Source organism: Micromonospora sp. NPDC000316 (genome assembly GCF_042898885.1).
Taxonomy (GTDB): domain Bacteria; phylum Actinomycetota; class Actinomycetes; order Mycobacteriales; family Micromonosporaceae; genus Micromonospora.
Genome location: NZ_JBIAZG010000015.1, coordinates 11025 through 34322, shown reverse-complemented (window position 1 = coordinate 34322; position 23298 = coordinate 11025). Strand labels below are relative to the sequence as shown.

Genomic DNA, 23298 nt, shown 5'->3' with positions numbered 1-23298 from the left:
TCGCGCCGCGCCGCCCGGTTTGAGGGTGACCAGGCCGGCGGTGTAGTGTTGTCGAGTCGACCAGGCTGTCTCCGCATGCGAGCAGACAGCCATGAAAGTGGAGCGCCTGCTCCCACCCGAGTCGCCGCTACGGTGGCCGGGTTCCGGTCACCGATTCCGGGCATGTCCCGGCATCGGATGCGCGATCCTGTGATCGTGCCGACCGGTCGAGCAGGCCCTGGCATATGCCGGGGCCTTCTGCTTTCCAGGATGACCCCCACCCGGGGGCCGCAGGGGTCGGCAACTGAGCAGAAACGACTCGAGGAGGCCCCATCAGCGTCGAACCACGCGTGAACGAGCAGATCCGGGCACGTGAGGTCCGACTGGTCGGCCCCGAGGGTGAGCAGGTGGGCATCGTCCCGCTGGAGCGCGCCCTTCAGCTGGCTGCGGACGTCGATCTGGACCTGGTCGAGGTTGCGCCGATGGCGCGCCCGCCAGTGTGCAAGCTCATGGACTTCGGCAAGTTCAAGTACGAGAGCGCACTCAAGGCGCGCGAAGCGCGGCGTAACCAGCAGCAGACCGTCATCAAGGAAATGAAGCTTCGGCCGAAGATCGACCCGCACGACTACGAGACCAAAAAGGGTCACGTGGTGCGGTTCCTCAAGGCGGGCGACAAGGTCAAGGTGACGATCATGTTCCGCGGTCGCGAGCAGAGCCGCCCGGAGCTGGGTTACCGGCTCCTGCGTCGGCTCGAATCCGAGATCACGGACCTGGGATACGTCGAGGCCGCTCCGAAGCAGGACGGCCGAAACATGATCATGGTTCTCGCTCCGCATCGGGCCGTCAAGGCCTCCGCGGTCGCCGCTACGGCGTCCCGTGGTGCACCTCGGGAGCGGGCAGGGGACGAATCCGCCCCGGCAGCCGATGAGACCGCAGCGGCCGGCGAGACCGCAGCAGCCGTAGACGGCGGCACCGCCGCCGACACCAGCGGCGAGTAACAGGGGAGAGACGTTCCACATGCCGAAGATGAAGAGCCACACGGGTATGGGTAAGCGGGTCAAGGTGACCGGCAAGGGCAAGATCGTTGCCCAGCAGGCCGGCCTCCGCCACAACCTGGAGAAGAAGCCCTCCACCCAGACCCGCCGGCTGACCGGCACGGTCGTGCTGGCCAAGGCCGACGTCAAGCGCATCAAGAAGCTGCTCGGCCGCTGACGCGCGCCACCTTTACGTAATAAGGAGTTGAGATGGCACGCGTCAAGCGGGCTGTAAACGCCCAGAAGAAGCGTCGTACCCTGCTGGAGACCGCGAGCGGTTACCGCGGTCAGCGCTCCCGGCTGTACCGCAAGGCCAAGGAGCAGGTGCTGCACTCGATGCAGTACGCCTACCGGGACCGTCGTGACCGCAAGGGCGACTTCCGGCAGCTGTGGATCCAGCGGATCAACGCGGGTGCCCGTGCGAACGGGATGACCTACAACCGCCTGATCCAGGGCCTGCGTCTGGCCGGCATCGAGGTCGACCGCAAGATCCTGGCCGACATGGCTGTCAACGACGCCGCTTCGTTCGCGGCGATCGTCGAGCTGGCCCGGGCCGCGGTCGCGGCCGAGGGCACCGGCGGCGCGGCGGCTCAGGCCGCCTGATCCCCACGCACCAGAGCGAGGCGTCTCCCGTGTCGGCACCGCCGTCCGGGGGGCGCCTCAATCGTGCCGGAGGAGCCCACACCATGGCCTTCACACCGCGTACCCCACGGGTTGTCGCCGCCCGCCGCCTGCAGCGCCGCCGGGACCGCGACGCCACAGGCCAGTTCCTGGCCGAGGGGCCGCAGGCGGTCCGCGAGGCCCTCGCGCGGCCGGGGTTGGTCACCGAGTTGTTCGGTACGCCCGCCGCCCTCGACCGTTACCCGGAGTTGGCCGCGACGGCGGCGCGGGCAGACGTGCCCGTCTCCGAGATCACCGACGACGCCCTCGCCGCGCTGGCCGAGACCGTCGCCCCGCAGGGGCTCGTGGCCGTCTGCCGGCACCTGGACGTGTCGTTGGAGCAGGCCCTCGCGGGCGCGCCGCGCCTGGTGGCGGTCCTCGCCGAGATCCGCGACCCGGGCAACGCCGGCACGGTGCTGCGCACCGCCGACGCGGCCGGGGCGGGCGTGGTGGTCTTCGCCGGCGACGCCGTCGACCCCTACAACGGCAAGTGCGTGCGCGCGTCCGCCGGCAGCCTCTTCCACGTCGACGTGGTGCGCGCCCCCGACCCGGCCCAGGTGATCGACGCGCTGCGCGCCGCCGGGCTGTCGATCTTCGCCACCACCGGGTACGGCGACAGCGACCTGGACGACATGACCGACTACGGCCGACTCGTCGGGCCCACCGCCTGGCTGTTCGGCTCGGAGGCGCACGGGCTGCCCGAGGCGCTGACCGCCGCCGCCGACGCCCGCGTGCGGGTGCCGCTGTACGGGCGCGCGGAGAGCCTCAACCTGGCTGCCGCCGCCGCGGTCTGCCTGTACGCTTCAGCGAGAGCACAGCGCTGATGGTGACCACACCCGGCGCGACTGACCGCAGGGGAGAGCGTCCGTCGATGAGCGCGCAACGGCGTTCGTTTAGCCAGCCCGCCGGTGTCGGCGGGCGGCGGGCCTGACCTGCCCCCTGCACAACTCCTACCGGCGGGCTGCGGCACAGCCGCGCGTCCGTAGACTCGCCTAGCCGCCCCGATGAGGGCTGGTGCCGCCGTGAGGGAGTGCCCGTACGCCATGAGCTACCGCAACGATCCGTACGACCCGAAGCAGGTCGCCCTGCTCGACCCGGCCGCCCTGGCCGAGGCCGTCGCCGACGCCACGAAGGCGTTCGAGGCCGCCGCCGACCCGGACGCGTTGACCGCGCTGCGTTCCGCGCACCTCGGTGACCGGTCCCCGGTGTCGCTGGCGCGCCGGGAGATCGGCGCGCTGCCGCCGGCCGCGAAGTCCGACGCCGGTAAGCGGGTAAACGAGGCCCGCCGGGCAATCGAGGCCGCGTACGCCGAGCGCTCCGAGGTGGTGGAGCGCGAGCAGGCCGAGCGGGTACTCGTCGAGGAGCGGGTGGACGTCACCCTGCCGTACGACAGGCGCCCCCGTGGTGCCCGGCACCCGCTGAGCACCCTGATGGAGTCGATAAGCGATCTCTTCGTCGGGATGGGCTACGAGGTGGCCGAGGGCCCCGAGGTCGACCTGGAGTGGGTCAACTTCGACGCGCTGAACATCCCTGCCGACCATCCTGCGCGTGGGCTGATGGACACCTTCCACATCGCACCGCAGGGCTCCGGCCTCGTTCTTCGTACGCACACCTCGACGGTGCAGACCCGCACGATGCTCAGCCGCAAGCCGCCGATCTACGTGATCGTGCCCGGCCGCGTCTACCGCACCGACGAGATCGACGCCACCCACAGCCCGGTGTTCCACCAGGCTGAGGGCCTCGTCGTCGACAAGGGCATCACGATGGCGCACCTGCGGGGCACGCTCGACCACTTCGCCCGGGCGATGTTCGGCCCGGAGGCGAAGACCCGGTGGCGGCCGCACTACTTCCCGTTCACCGAGCCGTCGGCGGAGTTCGACGTCTGGTTCCCGGAGCACCGCGACGGTCCACAGTGGGTCGAGTGGGGCGGCTGCGGGATGGTCAACCCGCGGGTGCTGCGCGCCTGCGGCGTCGACCCGGAGGTCTACTCCGGGTTCGCCTTCGGCATGGGCATCGACCGGACGCTCATGATCCGGCACGGGGTCAGCGACATCCGCCATCTCTTCGAGGGCGACGTGCGGTTCAGCCGCGCGCTCGGGACCGGGGCGTAGGCGATGCGGGTACGAGACACGGGAACGGTGGTCTGAAGTCATGCGAGTTTCTGTCAGCTGGCTGCGGGAGTACGTCGACCTCCCCGCCGACCTGCCCACAGGTGACCTGGAGCAGGCCCTTGTCGACCTCGGCATCGAGGTCGACTCCGTGGTGGACCTGCGCGAGACCGTCACCGGTCAGCTCGTCGTCGGCGAGGTACGCGAGATCGAGGAGCTCACCGGCTTCAAGAAGCCGATCCGGTTCTGCCGCGTGGACGTGGGCCACGCCAACGGCACCGGCGAGCCGCAGGAGATCGTCTGTGGGGCGCGCAACTTCGCCCCCGGTGACCGGGTGGTGGTGATCCTGCCCGGCGGCGTGCTGCCCGGCGGCTTCGCGATCGGCGCCCGCAAGACGTACGGGCACAACTCCGCGGGCATGATCTGCTCGGCGAAGGAGTTGGGTCTGGGCGACGACCACTCCGGCATCGTCGTGCTGCCGCCGGACGTGACGGCCAAGCCGGGCGACGACGCGCGGCCCGTCGTGGGCCTCGACGACGTCGTGCTCGAGCTGGAGATCACCCCCGACCGGGGGTACGCGCTGAGCCTGCGCGGCCTGGCCCGGGAGTTGTCGCACGCGTTCGACGTGCCGCTGCGTGACCCGGCTCTGGTGCCGGCGCCGCGTGGCACCGAGAAGCCGGCGTACCCGGTGGAGGTCCGCGACCCGGTCGGCTGCGACCGGTTCACCGCCCGCCTGGTCCGCGGCGTCGACCCGACCGCGCCCACCCCGTCGTGGATGCAGCAGCGGCTGGTCACCGCCGGCATCCGCAGCATCTCCCTGCCTGTCGACATCACCAACTACGTGATGCTGGAGCTGGGCCAGCCGATGCACGCCTTCGACGCCGACCGGATCGCCGGGCCGCTCGTGGTCCGTCGCGCCGAGCCGGGGGAGAAGCTGACCACCCTCGACGGCGTCGACCGGGTGCTCACCGCCGACGACATGGTCATCTGCGACGCGGGGCTGCCCAGCGCCGTGGCGGGCGAGGGCGCCGGCACGCCGATCTCGCTCGCGGCGGTGATGGGCGGTGAGACGAGCGAGGTCGTCGCCGGCACCACAACTGTGCTCTTCGAGGCGGCGCACTGGGACCCGGCGATGGTCGGGCGCACCGCCCGCCGGCACAAGCTGTTCAGCGAGGCCGCGAAGCGCTGGGAGCGGGGTGTCGACCCGGCTGTGGCGCTTGTCGCGCTGGAACGGGCCGTGCACCTGCTCACCGAACACGGCGGTGGCACCCCGAGCGCGGAGATCCTGGACATCGACCACGTCCAGCCGCGTACCCCGATCACCCTGCCGGCGGATCTGCCCACCCGGCGGATCGGCGTCGAGTACCCGCCGGCGCGGGTGATCGCCCTGCTGGAGCAGGTCGGTTGCACAGTCGCGCAGGGCGCGGACCGGTTGGCCGAGGACCCGGGCGCGGTAGGCGTGGCCAGCGGGGCCGGGGTGGCGCTCAGCGTCACCCCGCCGACGTGGCGGCCCGACCTGACCGACCCGGCCGACCTGGTCGAGGAGGTGGTCCGCCTCGACGGGTACGACAAGGTGCCGTCGGTGCTGCCGACCGCGCCGCCCGGTCGCGGCCTGACCCCGCGCCAGCGTCGGCGCCGGGCGGTCGCCGGGTCGCTCGCCGAGCGGGGGTACGTGGAAGTGCTCGCGCACCCGTTCGTGTCGCCGCGGCTTGCCGACCTGCTCGGCCTGCCGGCCGACGACACGCGCCGACCGGCGGTGCGGCTGGCCAACCCGCTGTCGGAGGAGGAGCCGCTGCTGCGCACCATGCTGCTCGGCTCGCTGCTCGGCATCCTCAAGCGCAACCTCGGCCGGGGCCACCGTGACCTGGCGCTCTACGAGATCGGTGCGGTGTTCCACCCGCGCCTGGACGCCGGCAGCCCGCCCGCGATGGGCGTCGACCGGCGCCCCACCGACGCCGAGTTCGCCGCCGCCGACGCGGTGGTGCCGGCGCAGCCGGTGCACGTGGCAGTGGTGTTGGCCGGCGACGTGGACCCGGCCGGCTGGTGGGGTCCGGGTCGGCCGGCCGGCTGGGCGGACGCCATCGAGGCGGCCCGTGACGTGCTGGACGCCGCAGGTGTTCCCGCCGGGCGGGTCGAGGTGCGTGCCGCCGATTACGCCCCGTGGCACCCCGGCCGCTGCGCCGAGCTGCGGGTCGACGGCACGGTCGTCGGGCACGCCGGTGAGCTGCACCCGGCGGTGGTGGCGGCGCTGGAGCTGCCCCGACGTACCTGCGCCATGGAGCTGAACCTTGACGCGCTGCCGCCCGTACCGGTGACGCCCGCCCCGGCCGTCTCCGGCTTCCCGCCGGCGCTCATCGACGTGGCCCTGGTGGTGGACGAGTCGGTGCCGGCGGAGCAGGTGCGCCGGGCGCTGGAGGCGGGCGCCGGCGAGCTGCTGGAGGACGTCCGGCTTTTCGACGTGTACGCGGGCGCGCAGCTCGGCGAGGGCCGCCGGTCCCTGGCCTACAAGCTGACCTTCCGCGCCCCAGACCGAACACTGACGGTCGAAGAGGCGCTGGAGGCCCGCGACGCAGCGGTAGCGGTAGCAGCAGAACGCGTAGGAGCAACCCTGCGCGGCGCGTAACGACCCCCAACACCCCCGCGATCTTGCAGTTTGTGTCGCTGATCTGCCCGTGTTGTCCGCTATGCGGGGGCAGTAAGTGCAAGATCGCGGGGGTTGGGGTCGGTCTTACATCACCATGCAGTGGTGTGTATTTAGTTGCAGCTGACCTGGGGCGCTGCTAGCCTTCGTTGCATAGTCATGCGGAGGTGGGTATGGGGATTCGAGTCGCGGTCGCCGGGGCGAGCGGTTACGCCGGAGGTGAGCTGCTGCGCCTGATCGCCGGGCATCCCGAGTTCGATCTCGTCGCCGCCACCGCCCACAGTCAGGCCGGGCACCGCGTCGACACGGTGCACCCGCAGCTCACAGGGCTCGACCTGGTGCTCGGCACGACCGACCCGGCGACCCTTGCCGACGCGGACCTGGTCTTCCTGGCCCTGCCGCACGGCGAGTCGGCGGCCATCGCGGCCCAGCTCCCGCCTGAGGTGCGCATCGTCGACCTGGGTGCGGATCACCGGCTCGCCGACCCGTACGCCTGGGCGCAGTACTACGGCGGCACCCACGCCGGGCAGTGGACCTACGGCCTGCCCGAGCTGCCCGGTCAGCGGGAGCTGATCGCCAACTCCAACCGGGTCGCCAACACCGGCTGCTACGCCGCCGCGATCACCCTGGCACTCGCGCCGCTGATCGCCGACGGCGCGGCCAACCCCGCCGACGTGGTGGTGGTCGCCGCCTCCGGCACCTCCGGGGCGGGCCGGGCGACGAAGCCGCACCTGCTCGCCAGTGAGGTGCTGGGGGACCTGTCGCCGTACCGGGTCGGCACCCACCAGCACGTGCCGGAGATCAAGCAGGCCACCGGGGCGACGGGGCTGTCGTTCACCCCCGTCCTGGCGCCGATGCCGCGCGGCATCCTGGCCACTGTCACCGCCGTGCCGGCGCGCGGCGTCGACCCGCAGCAGGTGCTGGCGCAGGCGTACGCCGACGCGCCGTTCGTGCACGTGCTCCCGGAGGGCAGGTGGCCGCACACCGCTGCCACGCTGGGCTCCAACTCCTGCCACCTGCAGGCCACAGTCGACGTCGACTCGGGTCGACTGATCGTGCTCAGCGCCCTGGACAACCTGGGCAAGGGTGCCGCCGGCCAGGCCGTGCAGAACGCCAATCTGATGCTCGGTCTGCCGGAGACGACGGGCCTGTCGATCTGGGGAGTCAGCCCATGAGTGTCACCACCCCTCGGGGGTTCCGGGCGGCCGGGGTGGCCGCCGGTTTGAAGTCCAGCGGTGGCGCGGACGTCGCGCTTGTGGTCAACGACGGCCCGGACGCCGGGGTCGCCGGGGTCTTCACATCCAACCGGGTCAAGGCCGCGCCGGTGCTCTGGACCCAGCAGGTCGTGCAGGGTGGTGTGGTCCGCGCGGTGGTGCTCAACTCCGGTGGCGCCAACGCCTGCACCGGCCCGGCCGGTTTCCAGGACACTCACGCCACCGCCGAGCACACGGCCGCCGCGCTGACCTCTGTCAGCCCTCGGCTGATCCTCGGCGCCGGTGAGGTGGCGGTCTGCTCCACAGGCCTGATCGGTGAGCGGCTGCCGATGCCGAAGCTGCTGCCGGGCGTCCGCTCGGCCATCCGTGGGCTGTCCCGCGATGGTGGTGTGGCCGCCGCCGAGGCCATCATGACCACGGACACCCGGGCCAAGACCACGGTCGCCCGGGGCAGCGGCTGGACGGTCGGCGGGATGGCCAAGGGCGCGGGGATGCTCGCGCCGGGCATGGCCACCATGCTCTGCGTGCTGACCACCGACGCGGTGGCCGGGCCGGCGGTGTTGGACGAGGCGCTGCGGGCGGCTACCCGGGTCAGCTTCGACCGGGTCGACTCCGACGGCTGCATGTCCACGAACGACACGGTGTTGCTGCTGGCCAGCGGTGCGAGCGGCATCGAGCCGACCCCGGCCGAGTTGGCCGCCGCGGTCACCACTGCCTGTCACGACCTGGCCCAGCAACTGGTCGCCGACGCCGAGGGCGCCACCAAGCAGATCGCCATCGACGTGGTCGGTGCCGCCGACGAGGACGACGCGGTCGAGGTGGGCCGCGCGGTGGCGCGCAACAACCTGGTCAAGACCGCGCTGTTCGGCAATGACCCGAACTGGGGTCGGATCCTCGCCGCGGTCGGCACCACCGCTGCCGCGTTCGAGCCGGACGAGGTGGACGTCGCCGTCAACGGCGTGTGGGTGTGCCGGGGCGGTGCCGCCGCCGAGGACCGCTCGAAGGTCGACCTCACCGGTCGGGACGTGACCATCCGGATCGACCTGCACGCCGGTCCGTCGGCGGCGACGATCTGGACCAACGACCTGTCCCACGCGTACGTACACGAGAACTCGGCGTACTCGACATGAGTCTCAGCACCGACCTCACCCGCGCTCAGGTCAAGGCGGAGGCGCTTATCGAGGCGTTGCCGTGGTTGGCGCGCTTCTCCGGCTCCACTGTGGTCATCAAGTACGGCGGCAACGCCATGACCGACCCCGCGTTGCAGCAGGCGTTCGCCGCGGACATGGTCTTTCTGCGCTACGCCGGTCTCAAGCCGGTGGTGGTGCACGGTGGTGGTCCGCAGATCTCCGCCATGCTGGGTCGGCTCGGCATCGCCAGCGAGTTCCGGGGTGGCCTGCGGGTGACGACGGCCGAGGCGATGGACGTGGTCCGGATGGTGCTTGTCGGGCAGGTCGGCCGCGAGCTGGTCGGGCTGATCAACTCGCACGGCCCGTTCGCCGTCGGCCTCTCCGGTGAGGACGCCCGGTTGTTCACCGCGGTGCGCCGCCCGGCGTACGTGGATGGGCTGCCTGTCGACGTGGGTCAGGTGGGCGACGTCGAGTCGGTCGACGTGTCGGCGGTCACCGACCTCATCGAGGCCGGTCGGATCCCGGTGATCTCCACTGTGGCGCCGGACGTCGACGGGGTGCTGCACAACCTCAACGCGGACACCGCCGCCGCGGCTCTCGCGATCGCGCTGCAGGCCCGCAAGCTTGTCGTGCTCACCGACGTGGCCGGCCTGTACGCCGACTGGCCGGACACCACAAGCCTGGTCTCCGAGATCGTCGCGGACGACCTGGCCAAGCTGCTGCCCAGCCTGGAGTCGGGGATGGTGCCGAAGATGGAGGCCTGCCTGCGGGCGGTCCGTGGGGGAGTGCCCGCGGCGCACGTCGTCGACGGCCGGGTGGCGCACTCCACGTTGCTGGAGGTCTTCACCTCGGAAGGGTTCGGAACGATGGTGGTGCCGGGAGACGGGACGGTCGGAGCATGAGCAGCCTGGCGCAACGCTGGACGCAGTCGATGATGGACAACTACGGCACGCCGCCGCTGGCGTTGGTGTCCGGCTCGGGCGCCGTGGTGGTCGACGACACCGGGCGGGAGTACCTGGACCTGGTCGGCGGGATCGCGGTGAACGCTCTCGGGCACGCCCACCCGGCGGTGGTGGCCGCCGTGTCGAAGCAGGTCGCGACCCTCGGGCACGTCTCCAACCTCTACATCGCCGAGCCGCCGGTGGCCCTCGCGGAGTTGCTGTTGGCGCTCGCCGGTCGGCCGGGTCGGGTCTTCTTCGCCAACTCGGGCGCGGAGGCGAACGAGGCCGCGTTCAAGCTGTCCCGGCGGACCGGCCGCACTCACGTGGTGGCCGCCAACGGCGGCTTCCACGGCCGCACGATGGGCGCCCTCGCGTTGACCGGGCAGCCGGCCAAGGCCGACCCGTTCCGCCCGCTGCCCGGCGACGTGACCCATGTCGACTACGGCGACGTGGGCGCGCTCGAGGCGGCGGTCACCGACGCCACCGCCATGGTGATCCTGGAGCCGATCCAGGGCGAGAACGGTGTGGTGGTTCCGCCCGCCGGCTACCTCGCCGCGGCGCGGCGGATCACCGACCGGCACGGCGCGCTGCTGGTGCTCGACGAGGTGCAGACCGGCATCGGCCGTACCGGCCACTGGTTCGCCCACCAGGCCGAGGGCGTGGAGCCGGACGTGATCACCCTGGCCAAGGGGCTCGGCGGCGGGCTGCCGCTCGGTGCCACGCTGGCCTTCGGTCGGGCCGCCGACCTGCTCACTCCCGGCTCGCACGGCACCACCTTCGGTGGCAACCCGATCAGCTGCGCCGCCGCGCTCGCCGTGGTGTCGACGATCGCCCACGAGGGGCTGCTCGACCACGTCAAGCGTGTGGGCGAGCGGCTGCGTCGGGGGATCGAGGCGCTGGGCCATCCGCTGGTCTCCGACGTACGCGGCGCGGGGCTGCTGCTCGGCGTGGTGCTCACCGAGCCGGTGGCGGCGGCGCTCGCCGTGTCGCTGCGGGAGGCCGGTTTCCTGACCAACCCGGTGCAGCCGGGCGTGCTCCGGCTCGTACCGCCGCTGATCCTCACGGCCGACCAGGCCGACGCCTTCGTGGCTGCCCTGCCCGCCGCCCTGGCCGCGGCGACGCCGACCGGCGCGGACCCGGGGTCCGGGACCGCCACGATCCCGACGCCGCTGACCTCACCCACCACCACGAGTACGGGGACGACCGCATGATCCGGCACTTCCTGCGCGACGACGACCTCTCGCCCGCCGAGCAGTCCACGGTGCTGGACCTGGCGGCCCGGATGAAGGCCGACAGGTTCGGTCACCGGCCGCTGGCCGGCCCGCGTTCGGTGGCGGTGCTCTTCGACAAGCAGAGCCTGCGGACGCGGATCTCGTTCGACGTCGGCATCGCCGAGTTGGGCGGGCACCCGCTCGTCGTGGACACCCAGGTCACGCACTTCGGCCGGGGCGAGGCCCTCATCGACGCCGGGCGGGTGTTGTCCCGCTACGTCGTGGCCATCGTGCTGCGCACCCACGGCGACGACCGGATCGCCGAGGTCGCGGCGGGGGCGAGCGTCCCGGTGGTCAACGCGCTCACCGACGGCTTCCACCCCTGCCAGTTGCTGGCCGACCTGCTCACCATCCGCGAGCGGTGCGGTGGCACGGCCGGTCGCACGCTCACCTACGTGGGGGACGGCGCCAACAACATGGCGCAGTCGTACCTGCTGGCCGGGGCTATGGCCGGTATGCACGTGCGGATCGCCGGGCCGGAGGGTTTCGCGCCGGATCCGGACGTCGTGGCGCGGGCGGCGGAGATCGCCGCCGGCACCGGCGGGTCGGTGCGGGTCCTGACCGACCCGATCCAGGCGGTACGCGACGCCGACGTGCTGGCCACCGACACGTGGACGTCGATGGGGCAGGAGGCCGACGGGCTGGACCGGATCACCCCGTTCCTGCCCTACCAGGTCAACAAGGAGCTGCTCGGTCAGGCCGCGCCGGACGCCGTCGTGCTGCACTGCCTGCCCGCGCACCGTGGCGAGGAGATCACCGACGAGGTGCTCGACGGGCCGCAGAGCGCGGTCTTCGACCAGGCGGAGAACCGGCTGCACGCCCAGAAGGCGCTGCTGGCGTTCCTCCTGGACGCCGCCGACGCCAACGCCGCCGCCGCCGTGAGCGGCGCGGCCGGGGTGGCGCGGTGACCACCCCGCTGACCCGCGCCGCCCGGCACGCCCGGATCGTGGAGCTGATCCGTGACCGGGCCGTCCGCTCGCAGACCGAGTTGGCCGATCTGCTCGCCGCTGACGGGGTCGGCGTCACCCAGGCCACCCTCTCGCGGGACCTGGAGGAGTTGGGCGCGGTCAAGGTGCGCGGCGGCGACGGGCCGGCGGTCTACCTGATCCCCGAGGACGGCCACCGTCCGCTGCGCGACGCCGAGGCCGCGCCGGCCCGGCTGGTACGGCTGCTGCGCGAACTGCTCAACGGCGTCGACTCCAGCGGCAACATCGCCGTGTTGCGTACCCCGCCGGGCGCAGCCCAGTACCTGGCCAGCGCGTTGGACCGAGCGGGCCTGCCCGAGATCGTCGGCACCATCGCCGGCGACGACACCATTCTCGTCGTGGCCCGCGAGGCCGTCGGCGGAGCCGCACTGGGTGACAAGCTCTCCGGTTGGGCCCGCCGGGAAGACACAGTTGAAGGGAACACCACAGCATGACCGAGCGGGTTGTTCTCGCGTACTCCGGCGGGTTGGACACCTCCGTCGCCATTCCCTACCTGGCCGAGCAGACCGGCGCCGAGGTGATCGCGGTGGCGGTCGACGTCGGGCAGGGCGGCGAGGACCTCGACGCCATCCGGCAGCGCGCGCTGGACTGCGGCGCCGCCGAGGCCGAGGTGGTCGACGCGCGCGACGAGTTCGCCGCCGACTACTGCCTGCCGGCCATCCGGGCCAACGCCCTCTACATGGACCGCTACCCGTTGGTGTCGGCGCTGTCCCGGCCGCTGATCGTCAAGCACCTGGTGGCGGCGGCACGCCAGCACGGCGGCACGATCGTCTCGCACGGCTGCACCGGCAAGGGCAACGACCAGGTCCGGTTCGAGGTGGGCCTGAACGCGCTCGCCCCCGACCTGAAGATCATCGCCCCGGCGCGGGACTTCGCGTGGACGCGCGACAAGGCCATCGCGTTCGCCGAGGAGAAGGGGCTGCCGATCGACGTGTCGGCCAAATCCCCGTACTCGATCGACCAGAACCTGTGGGGCCGCGCCGTGGAGACCGGCTTCCTGGAGGACATCTGGAACGCCCCGATCGAGGACCTCTACTCGTACACTGCCGACCCGGCGCAGGCCCGCGACGCCGACGAGGTCGTGATCACGTTCGACGGTGGCGTGCCGGTGGCCATCGACGGTGAGACCGTCACCCCGTACCAGGCGATCCGGGAGCTGAACCGCCGCGCCGGCGCGCAGGGCGTGGGCCGGCTCGACATGGTCGAGGACCGCCTCGTCGGCATCAAGAGCCGCGAGGTGTACGAGGCGCCCGGCGCCATCGCGTTGATCACGGCTCACCAGGAGTTGGAGGCGGTGACTGTGGAGCGGGACCTGGCCCGGTTCAAGAAGGGCGTCGACCAGCGCTGGGGTGAGCTGGTCTACGACGGCCTGTGGTTCTCGCCGTTGAAGGACTCGCTCGACGCGTTCATCGACGACGCGCAGCGGCACGTGAGCGGTGAGGTGCGGTTGACACTGCACGGCGGCCGCGCCACCGTCACCGGTCGACGCTCCGAGGCGAGCCTCTACGACTTCGGGCTGGCCACCTACGACACAGGTGACACCTTCGACCAGTCGCTGGCGAAGGGTTTTGTGCAGCTGTGGGGCCTGCCGAGCGGGTTGGCCGCCGCACGTGACGCCCGGCTGGGCGGCTGACGACCATGGAGACCACAATGGGCCGGGTGGACGACAAGAGCCTGACCGAGAACAGCGCCGCCACCAACCGGACAAGCCTGTGGGGTGGCCGGTTCGCCGGTGGCCCCGCCGAGGCGCTCGCCCGCCTGTCGGTGAGTGTGCAGTTCGACTGGCGGCTGGCCCCGTACGACATCGCTGGTTCCCGGGCGCACGCCCGGGTGCTGGCCGGCGCCGGCCTGCTCGACCCCGACGAGTTGGGCCGGATCCTGGCGGCCCTGGACGACCTGGAGGCGGCCTGCGCATCCGGGGCGTTCCGTCCGACTGTCGACGACGAGGACGTGCACACCGCGCTGGAGCGGGGCCTGCTGGAGCGCCTCGGCAGTCTCGGCGGCAAGCTGCGGGCCGGCCGGTCCCGCAACGACCAGGTGGCCACGGACCTGCGGCTCTATCTGCGCGATCACGCCCGGGGCGTGGCGAGTCGGCTCGTCGAGCTGGCCGAGGCGCTCATCGAGCAGGCCGAGCGGCACATCGACACGGCAGCACCCGGCATGACGCATCTGCAGCACGCCCAGCCGGTCACGTTCGGGCACTGGCTGCTGGCGCACGTGCAGCCGCTGCTGCGCGACCTGGAGCGGCTGCACGACTGGGACCACCGGGCGGCGATCAGCCCTCTCGGCGCGGGCGCGCTCGCCGGCTCCGGGCTTCCGCTGGACCCGGTGGCCGTGGCCAAGGAGCTGGGGTTCCGCACGTCGTTCGCCAACTCGATGGACGCGGTGGCCGACCGGGACTTCGTCGCGGAGTTCCTCTTCACCACCGCCATGATCGGGGTGCACCTGTCCCGCCTCGGCGAGGAGGTGGTGCTCTGGACCTCGCACGAGTTCGGGTGGGTGGAGCTGGACGACGCCTTCGCGACCGGTTCGTCGATCATGCCGCAGAAGAAGAACGCGGACATCGCCGAGCTGGCCCGGGGCAAGTCCGGCCGGCTGGTAGGTGGCCTGATGACGGTGCTGACCATGCTCAAGGGCCTGCCGATGACCTACGACCGGGACATGCAGGAGGACAAGGAGCCCGCGTTCGACGCCGTCGACACGCTGGAGCTGCTGCTCCCGGCCCTGGCGGGAATGATCTCGACGATGACCGTCCGGGTGGACCGCCTCGTCGCCGCCGCGCCTGTCGGCTTCTCGCTCGCCACGGAGGTCGCCGACTGGCTGGTACGGCGCAACGTGCCGTTCCGCGACGCGCACGAGATCACCGGTCGTCTGGTGGCGCTCTGCGCGGTCCGCGAGTGCGAGCTGGAGGACGTCTCCGACGCCGATCTGGCCGCTGTCAGCGAGCACCTCGACCCGTCGGTGCGCGATGTGCTGTCGGTCCGTTCGGCGCTCGCGGCCCGGACCACCCCCGGCTCGACGGGCCCCGGCCCGGTCGCCGACCAGCTCGCGGCCGCGTCGGACCGGGTGGCCGGCTGGCGGGACTGGGCCACCGAGCGGGTCGTCCCGCGCTGACCTCACCGTGGCGCCGGAGCTGCCCGCTTCCGGCGCCACGGCCGGTTCAGGCCGTCGGGCGCTCCCGCTTCGGGAGCTTGGCCACCACCATGTCGTACGACGAGTCGACAGCCTCGGTCAGCTCGTCGGAGTCGATCCCGCCGTCGAGGCGCAGCGTGTTCCAGCCGGACCTGCCGATGTAGGCCATCGGGCGGGCGTCGTCGGGGTGGCGGTGCAGCCACTCGTCGGCGATCTCGCGGGTCGCGCCGCACTTCACGCCCACCGTCGGCTGGCCGTCGCCGTTGCCGAGGAACGCGAAGATCCGGCTGCCGACCTTCACCACCTCGTCGTTCTCCCACGGTCGGTCCCGCCACGCCCCCGGTTTGGCCAGGCAGTACGCCAACATCGCCGCGCGGTCCATGGATCTCCTCCCGGAATCGTCGTGCGCACAGTGTGCCCGCCCGAGCGCCACCCGGGGCGCGACAAGCCGACCTGACCCGAGGCGTGCCCGGCGGTGCGTCGTGTCGTGAGTGCGGGATCAGCGGGTGCGGGATCAGCGGGTCTGCTCGGCGGAGCGGGCGGCGACCCGCTCGTAGCGCTGCCGGGCGGCCTGCGCGCTGCCCAGCCCCAACCCGTACGCGATGGACTGCCAGGTGAGCCCCCGGTCGCGGGCCAGGGTCAGCAGCCCCGCCTCCAGCGCGTCGAGTTCGGCGCGGACGTACGGCAGCAGGGTCAGCGCGGCGGTGAGGTCGGCGGTGTCGACAGGTTCCTCCGTCGGCTCCCGTTCGGCCCCGCCCGCGGCCAGCGCGGTGACCAGGGCGACCGCCTCCCACGGGTCCAGCACGGACGGGTGGGCCCAGCGCGCTCGCTGCGCGCTGGTGCCGGCGTGCCGCTCGCTGATGCGCTGTAGCGCCTCGTGGGTGCGGTGGGCGCGGACCCGCGCCGGGTCGGGCGCGGTGAACGGGTCATCCGTTGTCGTCATGCCCCGAGCACACCCCATGAACGAAGCCTTGTCAACACAACGTTCAAATTCTGCCCCCTGGATGGCCGGTCGCGCTGGTAGCGTCCGACTCGTTGCTGGACCTGCGGGGGGAGAGCAGCGTGACGACGTCCGTGGAGACGCAGGCCCTGCGCGGCGCGGCCAAGGCCTACCTGGAATACGGCAGGCAGCTGCACGACGATGTGGGCAAGGCCCTGCCCAGGTGCTCGATCCCGAGCACCGCGATCCCGACCCCTGACTCCGGGTTCACCGAGACGTACTCGGCCGCCTACACCGCCGCCGATCTCGGCGCACGCGCCTGCGCCGACGTGTTCACAGCGATTGGCAGCGCCCTGCTCCGGGTGGCGAACCACTACGAGGGCCAGGAAGCCGAGAACGCCAAGCTGTTCGGCGGCACGCCGATCCCGGCGCCGGCCTTCCCCGTGCCGCGCGAGATGTCGACGTCGCCGAGCGGCAGCGAGATGGCCCGGTTCGTCGCCGCGGAGACCGGCATCATCGTGGCACTGGAAACCGCCACCGTCGGCCTGATGGTGGCCGCCGCCGCGATCCCGGCGCTCTTCGTCCACTTCGCCGGCATCGCCGCGCTGGCACTGCTCAAGGACCCGTTCCCCTATTTCGACGCCGCTGGCGGGTGGGGTGAGCTGGAGCAGCACCTGTCGCTCGCCGCCGCGCAGGTCCTGCCTCTCGCCGAGCGGGTCGTCAACGAGGCGAAATGGGAGGGCGAGGGCGCCAACGCGTTCCTCAACTACGTCTCCAACCAGTTCGATCCGGCCGTCAACCAGCTCGCCACACTTGTCAGCGAACTCAAGAACCAGTGCCTGACGATGGGGGTGGTGATGTCGTTGGCCGACGCGACATACCTCGTCGGCACCGCCATCATCACCGGCGGTCTCGTGGCCGCCGCCCTCGACCCGGAGCCGATCACGCGCGAGGCGCTCGGCTGGACGCTCTCCGCGCAGTACGTGCTGGAGGTCGGTGCCCTCATCATCGAGGTCTCCGGCGTCGCCGCAGCGGTGGCGCTGACAAACGGCGCGGTCGTCACCGAGACACAGAAGCTCAACGGATACTTCGGGCAGCAGAGCAGCGAGATGACGGTCAACTCCGCGGCGCTCACCCCGCAGCGGATGACCGAGATCCAGACCTGGGAGGCCGGCGGTTGGACGAACACAAAGGTCCCCGACCCGGCGCGGCAGTCGTCATGACCGACCTCCGCGCCCAGCGCAACCGCGTTCTCACCCGGGTGCTGCCGCTGCTCGCGCTGGCGTTTGTCGTCTCCGGCGTGGCGGCCTACCTGTTGCTCGGCCCGTCCGAGGTCGCCGGCTGGCTCGTCGCAGCGGTCGGCCTGGCGATCGCCGTCACCGCGATCGTGCTGTTCCAGCGCTTCCCGGACGCCGAGACCCGCAAGCGGTACCCGCCGGGCCAGCTCGGCCTCGCGCGGGTCGGCTTCTGGTGGCTGGCGGCACTGTCGCAGGGCCCGGCCTTCATCGCGCTGACCCTCCTCCTCGACCGGAGCTGATCCGCCGTGAACGAGTTCGTCGAACGGTTTCTCGAGACCAGTGAGCGCTACTACCGCAGCGACAGCGCACCGGAGAAGCTCACCGAGGCGGCACGCGACTTCCAGGCCGGCCTGACCGAACTGATGAGCCAGACGGCGTCGGCGACGGACCGGCGCGGCTACGTGGAGGCGACGGTCTCCCTCGGCCGCACTGTCGTCACGACGTACATCAGCCCGCGCGCCCTGCGCGACCTCGACGCGGGGGAGCTCGGCGAGGCCTGCGTGGAGGCGATCGCCGCGGCCCGGCTGGTCGCCGCCGAACAGTTCACGGCCCAGGTGGGCGACTTCCCCGACCGGCTCACGCACCTCGATCCGGCCGAGCTGATCCGCAGGGGCAGGGTGTAGACGTGACGACGAGGGACCCACACGAGACCGCCGAGGCGCTGCGCGACCTGGTGGCCGATCCGGAAGGCCTCCAGAGCCGCGTCCATGGCCTCGTCAGCGACGTCCAGGGCGAGACCTTCACCGGCACCGCCCTCGACGGCGCCGTCACCGCCACCGTCAACGGTCTCGGCGCCCTCCAGTCGATCGAGATCAGCACCGTGGCTAAGCGCACCACCGACAACCTGACACTCGGCGACGCCGTCACCGAGGCGGTCGCCGCCGCGGAGCGCAACGCCCGCGCCACACTTGTCAGCCGCGTCGTCGGGGACGCCATGCACACGCGTTTCGGCGTGCTCCTCGACGAGGCCCGCCTCCGCCGGTTCATCCCCGACCAGAGCCGCTGACCGCGCACTGTTCGTGGTGGCGGCGGCTGCCCGACCAGGGCCGTGGCGGCGCTGCCGGTTGGCCGGTGTTCGTTGCGACAGTTCTAGCGACGGGCGGGACTCGCACCCGTGCGGTTTCGGGGTGCGTGTCGGCGGTAGGCGCTGACCGTCGGGTCGTCGGTGATCCAGAAACGCCAGGGGACGTCGTGGGCGGCGGCCACTCCCACCCGGGGCCCGGCGGAGATGGCCGACGGGGCAACCGGGCGCGTCGGCGGGATCAACAGCACCGGCCCGCTGCCGTCGACGACGGAGGTGCCGTTCGCCTCGGCTGTGACTCCCAGCGCGACCACCAGCCGGGCCGGCCCACGCGCCAGGTCGCGGTCGGGGACCTCCCCTCGCCGTTTGCGGGCGAGGTCGACACCGTCGACGACCTCACCCGCCCGCAGCAGGACCGCCGCCGCCTCTCCGGTGCGGCCGCAGACGATGTTCAGGCACCAGTGCACCCCGAACACGAAGTAGGTGTACGCGTGTCCCGCGGGCCCGAACATGACAGCGGTGCGGGGAGTCGGCCCCCGGTGGGCGTGTGACGCGGGGTCTTCGCCGGTCCCCGCGTACGCCTCGACCTCGGTCAGCCGGACCCGGACGCCGCCGGTCGAGATCTCCCATCCGAGCAGCGCCCGCGCCGTCTCGGGTACCTCGACGGCAGGGGCGCGCAGCCACGAGTAGTCCACTCGGTAAAGGAAACGCCTGGTGGCGGGGATCGGCAAACCGGCGGCGGTGCTGACGGCGCGTGCCCGGTCCTGCCGCCGAGCGTGACTGTCGGCGTGTGGCCGATCGAATGTGTCGTGGGGTGTGGCCATAATCACCGCACTACCCGAGGACGGTTCGGAGGACGTCATGGCAACGCTGCTCGCGATCGGCACCGCCAAGGGGCTGTTTCTGGCCACCAGCGCCGACGACCGGCGCAGTTGGGAGATCACCGGCCCGCACTTTCCGATGACGGGTGTCTACGCGGTGGCGGTCGACACCCGGCGTTCCGCTCCCCGGCTGCTCGCCGGGATGACCAGCTCACACTTCGGCCCCAGCGTCGCCACGAGCGACGACCTCGGTGTCTCCTGGGACGAGCCCGACGAGGCGCCCATCGCGTTCCCGTCCGACACGGGCGCGGCCCTGGGGCGGGTCTGGCAGTTGATGCCTGCCGGTCCCGACGAGCCGGACGTGGTCTGGGCCGGCACCGAGCCGTCGGCGCTGTTCCGCTCCACCGACGGTGGTCGCAGCTTCGAGTTGGTCCGCTCCCTCTGGGACCATCCGCACCGGCCGCAGTGGGACGAGGGGTTCGGCGGCCAGGCGGTGCACACCGTGCTGCCCCACCCGCGTGACCCGGCTCGCCTGCTGGTCGCCATGTCCACCGGCGGGGTCTACCGCTCGCAGGACGCGGGGGCGAGTTGGGCTCCGGCCAACACCGGCATCCGCGCCTACTTCCTGCCCGACGAGTGGCCGGAGTTCGGCCAGTGCGTGCACAAGGTCGCCCGGGACGCCGGCGACCCCGACCGGCTCTACGCGCAGAACCACCACGGCGTCTACCGCTCCGACGACGACGGCCGCACCTGGTCGTCGATAGCTGACGGGCTGCCCAGCGACTTCGGTTTCCCGATGGTGGCCCACCCGGGTCGGGCCGGCGTGGTGTGGACGTTCCCGCTGGTGGCCGACAGCGTGCGGTTCCCGGCCGACCACCGTTGCCGGGTGTTCCGCTCGGTCGACGCCGGCGGCAAGTGGGAGCCGCTGTCGGTGGGGTTGCCGGAGGGTCCGTTCTATCCGGCGGTGCTGCGCGACGCGATGTGCGCCGACGACGCCACCCCGGGCGGGGTCTACTTCGGCACCCGATCCGGTGCGGTCTTTGCCAGCCGCGACGAGGGCGACTCCTGGTCGCAGGTGGCGGCGCACCTGCCCGACGTGCTCTGCGTCCGGGCGGCGGTGATCTGAGTGGTCACCGTGCTGCTGCCCGGTCCGCTGCGTGGCGAGGCCGGTGGCGCCGGTCGGCTCGACGTCGGCGCCTGTGGCACGCTGCGGGCGGTCCTCGACGAGTTGGCCGCCGCCCACCCCCGGTTGGCCCGGCGGATCCGTGACGAGCGTGGCGAGCTGCGCCGCTACGTGAACGTCTACGTCGACGGGGAGGATTGCCGGCACTCCGGCGGGCTGGCCACGCCTGTCGGTGAGGGTGCCCAGGTGCAGGTGCTGCCGTCGGTGGCGGGCGGTTGACGGAATAGTTGACTCGTCAAGTATGTTGACCGGAGCGTCCGGGTGATCCACCAGGACCCGGTCGACACGCGAGGAGCTGGTCATGCAGTTCGGAGTCTTCACCGTCGGGGACGTCACCGTCGACCCCACCACCGGTCGGGAGCCGACCGAGCATGAGCGGATCAAGGCGATGGTCGCCATCGCGCTCAAGGCCGAAGAGGTCGGGCTTGACGTGTTCGCCACCGGCGAGCACCACAACCCGCCGTTCGTGCCGTCGTCACCGACCACCATGATGGGCTACATCGCGGCCCGCACCGAGCGGCTGCTGCTGTCCACCGCGACCACGCTGATCACCACGAACGACCCGGTGAAGATTGCCGAGGACTACGCGATGCTCCAGCACCTGGCCGACGGCCGGGTCGACCTCATGATGGGCCGCGGCAACACCGGCCCGGTCTACCCGTGGTTCGGCAAGGACATCCGCGCCGGCATCCCCCTCGCGATCGAGAACTACGACCTGCTGCGCCGGCTGTGGCGCGAGGACGTGGTCGACTGGAAGGGCAAGTACCGCACGCCGTTGCAGTCGTTCACCTCGACGCCGCGCCCGCTCGACGGCGTGCCGCCGTTCGTCTGGCACGGCTCGATCCGCAGCCCGGAGATCGCCGAGCAGGCCGCCTACTACGGTGACGGCTTCTTCGCCAACCACATCTTCTGGCCCAGGGAGCACACCCAGCGGATGGTCGGGCTCTACCGCGAGCGGTACGCGCACTACGGTCACGGCTCCGCCGACCAGGCCATCGTCGGCCTCGGTGGGCAGGTGTTCATGCGCCGCAACTCGCAGGACGCGATCCGGGAGTTCCGACCGTACTTCGACAACGCCCCGGTCTACGGGCACGGGCCGTCGATGGAGGAGTTCACCAGGGAGACCCCGCTGACCGTGGGCAGCCCGCAGCAGGTCATCGACCGCACGCTGGGCTTCCGCGAGTATGTCGGTGACTACCAGCGCCAGCTGTTCCTCATGGACCACGCGGGGCTGCCGTTGAAGACGGTGCTGGAGCAGCTCGACCTGCTCGGCGAGGAGGTTGTGCCGGTGCTGCGCAAGGAGTTCGACTCGCTGCGCCCGGCGCACGTGCCGGCGGCGCCCACGCACGCCTCGCTCGTCGCCGCTGCGGGCGGCGGCACGGACAGCACCGTGCACGCCGTCGACGACGTCACGGGCAAGGCGCCCGAGGTGGCCCGATGAGCCAGCCCACCCTGGCCGTGGTCTCGGCGGGGCTGAGCCAGCCCTCGTCGACCCGGCTGCTCGCCGACCAGCTCGCCGCGGCGACACGCGACGAGCTGGTCCGGCGCGGCTCCACCGTGCAGCTACGCGTCGTCGACCTGCGGGAGTACGCCCACGACGTGGTGAACAACATGCTCACCGGCTTCCCGCCGGCCGCGCTGCGCCAAGCCACCGAGGCGGTGACCGGGGCGGACGGGATCATCGCCGTCACGCCGATCTTCAACGCCTCGTACAGCGGGTTGTTCAAGTCCTTCTTCGACGTGTTGGAGGCCGAGTCGCTCGTCGACCGGCCGGTGCTGATCGGAGCCACCGGCGGCACCGCCCGGCACTCGCTGGCCCTGGAGCACGCCATCCGCCCGATGTTCAGCTACCTGCGGGCGGTGGTGGTCCCCACCTCGGTCTTCGCCGCCCCGGAGGACTGGTCCGGTGGCACAGCGGACGGCGCCCTGCGGGGCAGGATCCAGCGCGCCGGCGGCGAGTTGGCCGACCAGGTCGAGCGCCGGCCGCCCGCCAGCGGGCCGGCCGACCCGTTCGCCCTCACCACCGACTTCCTGCAGATGCTCGGCCGGGGTGACGGCCCGGTCAACTGACCGGGTGGGCGACAAGCACCGGGCAGTGTGCGTGCTGGATCACCGCCTGGCTGACCGAGCCGAGCAGCAGACCGGTCAACCCGTGCCGGCCCCGGGTGCCCACGACGAGCAGCGACGCCGTGCCGCTGGCCTCGACGAGCCCCTGGGTCGCGCCGGCCGCCCGGATCGGATGTTCCCGCACCACCAGGCCGGGATGCTCGGCGCGCACCGCTTCGGAGGCGTCGGCGAGCACCCGCACCGCCTCGGCCTGGTGCGCGGCCTGCGACTCCTCGGTCTCCTCCGGCACCGGGCGGGCCTCCTCCAGCGGGCTGACGTGCACAAGCACCAGCGGGACCTTCCGTAGCGTCGCCTCGACGGCGCCGTAGCCCGCGGCGAGCCGTGACGCCTCGGACCCGTCCACGCCGACAAGCACCGGCCCGTCCCCACCTGTCGCCTGCTCGTCCGGGCGGACCACGAGCACCGGGCAGTGCGCGTGCGCGGCGACCTGCGCGCCCACCGAGCCGAGCAGCAGGCCGACGAACCCGCCCAGCCCTCGACTGCCCACCACGACGAGGTCGGCCCGGCGGGACTCCTCGACCATCGTGGCGCCGGGCCCACCCGCGACCTGGCGCACCTCGACGGTGAGGCCGGGCCACCTGTCGGCGAGGTCCGCCGCCGTACGCTCCAACATCTTCTGCGACTCCTCGGAGGGCGCCGGAACCCCGAGGTCGTACGGGTTGAGCGGCACGCCGTAGCCGAGCGGGTGCAGGTAGCCGTGCACAAGCAGCAGCGGCCGGGACCGGAGCCGCGCGGCGTGAGCGGCGTGCTCCGCGGCGACGAGGCTGGACGGCGATCCGTCCACACCCACCACGACAGGTCGGTTCATCTGG

26 protein-coding genes are annotated in these 23298 nt (G+C 72.1%); 22 read left to right on the top strand and 4 right to left on the bottom strand.

Translation table 11 applies throughout. From position 1 onward, the window contains the following. The first annotated feature begins 329 nt into the window (after positions 1–329). From infC to argH, 14 genes are all read left to right on the top strand, one after another. Positions 330–977: a translation initiation factor IF-3 gene (gene infC, locus ACFY2Q_RS24000; RefSeq protein WP_387133742.1), complete on the top strand. Its 648-nt coding sequence runs from the start codon at positions 330–332 to the stop codon at positions 975–977. 19 nt (positions 978–996) lie between these two features. Continuing rightward, positions 997–1191 (top strand): 50S ribosomal protein L35, encoded by a 195-nt coding sequence (rpmI, locus tag ACFY2Q_RS23995; RefSeq protein WP_007458415.1) that lies wholly within the window; start codon positions 997–999, stop codon positions 1189–1191. 32 nt (positions 1192–1223) lie between these two features. Further along, positions 1224–1616 carry a 50S ribosomal protein L20 gene (gene rplT, locus ACFY2Q_RS23990; protein ID WP_091087503.1) on the top strand — a complete coding sequence of 131 codons (393 nt, stop codon included), beginning with the start codon at positions 1224–1226 and terminating at the stop codon, positions 1614–1616. Positions 1617–1699: 83 nt separating this feature from the next. Next, on the top strand, positions 1700–2497 hold the full coding sequence (locus ACFY2Q_RS23985) for a TrmH family RNA methyltransferase (RefSeq protein ID WP_387133740.1): 798 nt from the start codon (positions 1700–1702) through the stop codon (positions 2495–2497). A 219-nt stretch (positions 2498–2716) separates the two neighbouring features. Beyond that, the gene (gene pheS / locus ACFY2Q_RS23980) at positions 2717–3784 is read left to right on the top strand and encodes a phenylalanine--tRNA ligase subunit alpha (protein ID WP_387133738.1); all 1068 of its coding nucleotides are present in this window, start codon (positions 2717–2719) and stop codon (positions 3782–3784) included. A 40-nt stretch (positions 3785–3824) separates the two neighbouring features. Next, positions 3825–6404 (top strand): phenylalanine--tRNA ligase subunit beta, encoded by a 2580-nt coding sequence (pheT, locus tag ACFY2Q_RS23975; RefSeq protein WP_387133736.1) that lies wholly within the window; start codon positions 3825–3827, stop codon positions 6402–6404. 191 nt (positions 6405–6595) lie between these two features. Next, positions 6596–7597 (top strand): N-acetyl-gamma-glutamyl-phosphate reductase, encoded by a 1002-nt coding sequence (gene argC / locus ACFY2Q_RS23970; protein WP_387133733.1) that lies wholly within the window; start codon positions 6596–6598, stop codon positions 7595–7597. Then, a complete protein-coding gene (argJ, locus tag ACFY2Q_RS23965) occupies positions 7594–8766 on the top strand; it encodes a bifunctional glutamate N-acetyltransferase/amino-acid acetyltransferase ArgJ (RefSeq protein ID WP_387133731.1) in 1173 nt (390 codons plus the stop codon). The genes argC and argJ overlap by 4 nt, the downstream gene beginning before the upstream one ends. Continuing rightward, positions 8763–9668 (top strand): acetylglutamate kinase, encoded by a 906-nt coding sequence (gene argB / locus ACFY2Q_RS23960; RefSeq protein WP_387133729.1) that lies wholly within the window; start codon positions 8763–8765, stop codon positions 9666–9668. The genes argJ and argB overlap by 4 nt, the downstream gene beginning before the upstream one ends. Further along, a complete protein-coding gene (locus ACFY2Q_RS23955) occupies positions 9665–10918 on the top strand; it encodes an acetylornithine transaminase (protein ID WP_387133727.1) in 1254 nt (417 codons plus the stop codon). The genes argB and ACFY2Q_RS23955 overlap by 4 nt, the downstream gene beginning before the upstream one ends. Beyond that, positions 10915–11886, top strand: coding sequence for an ornithine carbamoyltransferase (gene argF, locus ACFY2Q_RS23950; protein WP_387133725.1), 972 nt, complete (start codon positions 10915–10917; stop codon positions 11884–11886). Before ACFY2Q_RS23955 ends, argF begins: the two co-directional genes overlap by 4 nt. Then, on the top strand, positions 11883–12398 hold the full coding sequence (locus tag ACFY2Q_RS23945) for an arginine repressor (protein WP_387133723.1): 516 nt from the start codon (positions 11883–11885) through the stop codon (positions 12396–12398). Before argF ends, ACFY2Q_RS23945 begins: the two co-directional genes overlap by 4 nt. Continuing rightward, complete coding sequence (locus tag ACFY2Q_RS23940) at positions 12395–13597, top strand: argininosuccinate synthase (RefSeq protein ID WP_387133722.1); 1203 nt, start codon at positions 12395–12397, stop codon at positions 13595–13597. The genes ACFY2Q_RS23945 and ACFY2Q_RS23940 overlap by 4 nt, the downstream gene beginning before the upstream one ends. Positions 13598–13614: 17 nt before the next feature. Beyond that, complete coding sequence (argH, locus tag ACFY2Q_RS23935) at positions 13615–15078, top strand: argininosuccinate lyase (protein WP_387133720.1); 1464 nt, start codon at positions 13615–13617, stop codon at positions 15076–15078. 46 nt (positions 15079–15124) lie between these two features. Here argH and ACFY2Q_RS23930 read toward each other — a convergent pair whose 3' ends face one another. Both ACFY2Q_RS23930 and ACFY2Q_RS23925 read right to left on the bottom strand, forming a co-directional pair. Further along, positions 15125–15478 (bottom strand): MmcQ/YjbR family DNA-binding protein, encoded by a 354-nt coding sequence (locus ACFY2Q_RS23930; RefSeq protein WP_387133719.1) that lies wholly within the window; start codon positions 15476–15478, stop codon positions 15125–15127. A gap of 132 nt (positions 15479–15610) precedes the next feature. Further along, positions 15611–16039 (bottom strand): DNA-binding protein, encoded by a 429-nt coding sequence (locus tag ACFY2Q_RS23925; protein WP_387133718.1) that lies wholly within the window; start codon positions 16037–16039, stop codon positions 15611–15613. A 119-nt stretch (positions 16040–16158) separates the two neighbouring features. Here ACFY2Q_RS23925 and ACFY2Q_RS23920 point away from each other — a divergent pair, with 119 nt between their 5' ends. Genes ACFY2Q_RS23920 through ACFY2Q_RS23905 form a run of 4 tightly spaced genes read left to right on the top strand, consistent with a single transcriptional unit; the run spans position 16159 to position 18340 of the window. Continuing rightward, entirely contained in the window at positions 16159–17259 is a 1101-nt protein-coding gene (locus tag ACFY2Q_RS23920; RefSeq protein WP_387133717.1) for a hypothetical protein, read from the top strand. Continuing rightward, entirely contained in the window at positions 17256–17573 is a 318-nt protein-coding gene (locus ACFY2Q_RS23915; protein WP_387133716.1) for a hypothetical protein, read from the top strand. The genes ACFY2Q_RS23920 and ACFY2Q_RS23915 overlap by 4 nt, the downstream gene beginning before the upstream one ends. A gap of 6 nt (positions 17574–17579) precedes the next feature. Then, complete coding sequence (locus ACFY2Q_RS23910) at positions 17580–17957, top strand: YbaB/EbfC family nucleoid-associated protein (RefSeq protein ID WP_387133715.1); 378 nt, start codon at positions 17580–17582, stop codon at positions 17955–17957. Positions 17958–17959: 2 nt separating this feature from the next. Further along, on the top strand, positions 17960–18340 hold the full coding sequence (locus ACFY2Q_RS23905; RefSeq protein WP_387133714.1) for a YbaB/EbfC family nucleoid-associated protein: 381 nt from the start codon (positions 17960–17962) through the stop codon (positions 18338–18340). Between the two features lie 83 nt (positions 18341–18423). Here ACFY2Q_RS23905 and ACFY2Q_RS23900 read toward each other — a convergent pair whose 3' ends face one another. Then, on the bottom strand, positions 18424–19050 hold the full coding sequence (locus ACFY2Q_RS23900) for a DNA-3-methyladenine glycosylase (RefSeq protein WP_387133712.1): 627 nt from the start codon (positions 19048–19050) through the stop codon (positions 18424–18426). A gap of 166 nt (positions 19051–19216) precedes the next feature. Between ACFY2Q_RS23900 and ACFY2Q_RS23895 the strand changes: the two genes are divergently transcribed. The 4 genes from ACFY2Q_RS23895 to ACFY2Q_RS23880 all read left to right on the top strand — a co-directional run bounded on the left by ACFY2Q_RS23895 (position 19217) and on the right by ACFY2Q_RS23880 (position 22429). Beyond that, entirely contained in the window at positions 19217–20302 is a 1086-nt protein-coding gene (locus tag ACFY2Q_RS23895; RefSeq protein ID WP_387133711.1) for a WD40/YVTN/BNR-like repeat-containing protein, read from the top strand. Further along, positions 20303–20578: a ubiquitin-like small modifier protein 1 gene (locus ACFY2Q_RS23890; protein ID WP_387133710.1), complete on the top strand. Its 276-nt coding sequence runs from the start codon at positions 20303–20305 to the stop codon at positions 20576–20578. Positions 20579–20660: 82 nt separating this feature from the next. Beyond that, the gene (locus tag ACFY2Q_RS23885; RefSeq protein ID WP_387133709.1) at positions 20661–21800 is read left to right on the top strand and encodes an LLM class flavin-dependent oxidoreductase; all 1140 of its coding nucleotides are present in this window, start codon (positions 20661–20663) and stop codon (positions 21798–21800) included. Further along, complete coding sequence (locus ACFY2Q_RS23880) at positions 21797–22429, top strand: FMN reductase (RefSeq protein WP_387133707.1); 633 nt, start codon at positions 21797–21799, stop codon at positions 22427–22429. Before ACFY2Q_RS23885 ends, ACFY2Q_RS23880 begins: the two co-directional genes overlap by 4 nt. Here the strand turns inward: ACFY2Q_RS23880 and ACFY2Q_RS23875 are convergent. Continuing rightward, entirely contained in the window at positions 22422–23294 is an 873-nt protein-coding gene (locus tag ACFY2Q_RS23875; protein WP_387133705.1) for a universal stress protein, read from the bottom strand. The genes ACFY2Q_RS23880 and ACFY2Q_RS23875 overlap by 8 nt on opposite strands. Positions 23295–23298: the final 4 nt, after the last annotated feature.

Bases quoted from the DNA above. Each gene is read 5' to 3' on its own strand.
- argB (WP_387133729.1), top strand. From the start codon at position 8,763: ATGAGTCTCAGCACCGACCTCACCCGCGCTCAGGTCAAGGCGGAGGCG.
- pheT (WP_387133736.1), top strand. From the start codon at position 3,825: ATGCGAGTTTCTGTCAGCTGGCTGCGGGAGTACGTCGACCTCCCCGCC.
- argF (WP_387133725.1), top strand. From the start codon at position 10,915: ATGATCCGGCACTTCCTGCGCGACGACGACCTCTCGCCCGCCGAGCAG.
- argC (WP_387133733.1), top strand. From the start codon at position 6,596: ATGGGGATTCGAGTCGCGGTCGCCGGGGCGAGCGGTTACGCCGGAGGT.
- ACFY2Q_RS23915 (WP_387133716.1), top strand. From the start codon at position 17,256: ATGACCGACCTCCGCGCCCAGCGCAACCGCGTTCTCACCCGGGTGCTG.
- argH (WP_387133720.1), top strand. From the start codon at position 13,615: ATGGGCCGGGTGGACGACAAGAGCCTGACCGAGAACAGCGCCGCCACC.
- ACFY2Q_RS23930 (WP_387133719.1), bottom strand. From the start codon at position 15,478: ATGGACCGCGCGGCGATGTTGGCGTACTGCCTGGCCAAACCGGGGGCG.
- pheS (WP_387133738.1), top strand. From the start codon at position 2,717: ATGAGCTACCGCAACGATCCGTACGACCCGAAGCAGGTCGCCCTGCTC.
- argJ (WP_387133731.1), top strand. From the start codon at position 7,594: ATGAGTGTCACCACCCCTCGGGGGTTCCGGGCGGCCGGGGTGGCCGCC.
- ACFY2Q_RS23985 (WP_387133740.1), top strand. From the start codon at position 1,700: ATGGCCTTCACACCGCGTACCCCACGGGTTGTCGCCGCCCGCCGCCTG.
- rpmI (WP_007458415.1), top strand. From the start codon at position 997: ATGCCGAAGATGAAGAGCCACACGGGTATGGGTAAGCGGGTCAAGGTG.
- ACFY2Q_RS23895 (WP_387133711.1), top strand. From the start codon at position 19,217: ATGGCAACGCTGCTCGCGATCGGCACCGCCAAGGGGCTGTTTCTGGCC.
- ACFY2Q_RS23955 (WP_387133727.1), top strand. From the start codon at position 9,665: ATGAGCAGCCTGGCGCAACGCTGGACGCAGTCGATGATGGACAACTAC.
- ACFY2Q_RS23925 (WP_387133718.1), bottom strand. From the start codon at position 16,039: ATGACGACAACGGATGACCCGTTCACCGCGCCCGACCCGGCGCGGGTC.
- ACFY2Q_RS23885 (WP_387133709.1), top strand. From the start codon at position 20,661: ATGCAGTTCGGAGTCTTCACCGTCGGGGACGTCACCGTCGACCCCACC.
- ACFY2Q_RS23880 (WP_387133707.1), top strand. From the start codon at position 21,797: ATGAGCCAGCCCACCCTGGCCGTGGTCTCGGCGGGGCTGAGCCAGCCC.
- ACFY2Q_RS23940 (WP_387133722.1), top strand. From the start codon at position 12,395: ATGACCGAGCGGGTTGTTCTCGCGTACTCCGGCGGGTTGGACACCTCC.
- rplT (WP_091087503.1), top strand. From the start codon at position 1,224: ATGGCACGCGTCAAGCGGGCTGTAAACGCCCAGAAGAAGCGTCGTACC.
- ACFY2Q_RS23875 (WP_387133705.1), bottom strand. From the start codon at position 23,294: ATGAACCGACCTGTCGTGGTGGGTGTGGACGGATCGCCGTCCAGCCTC.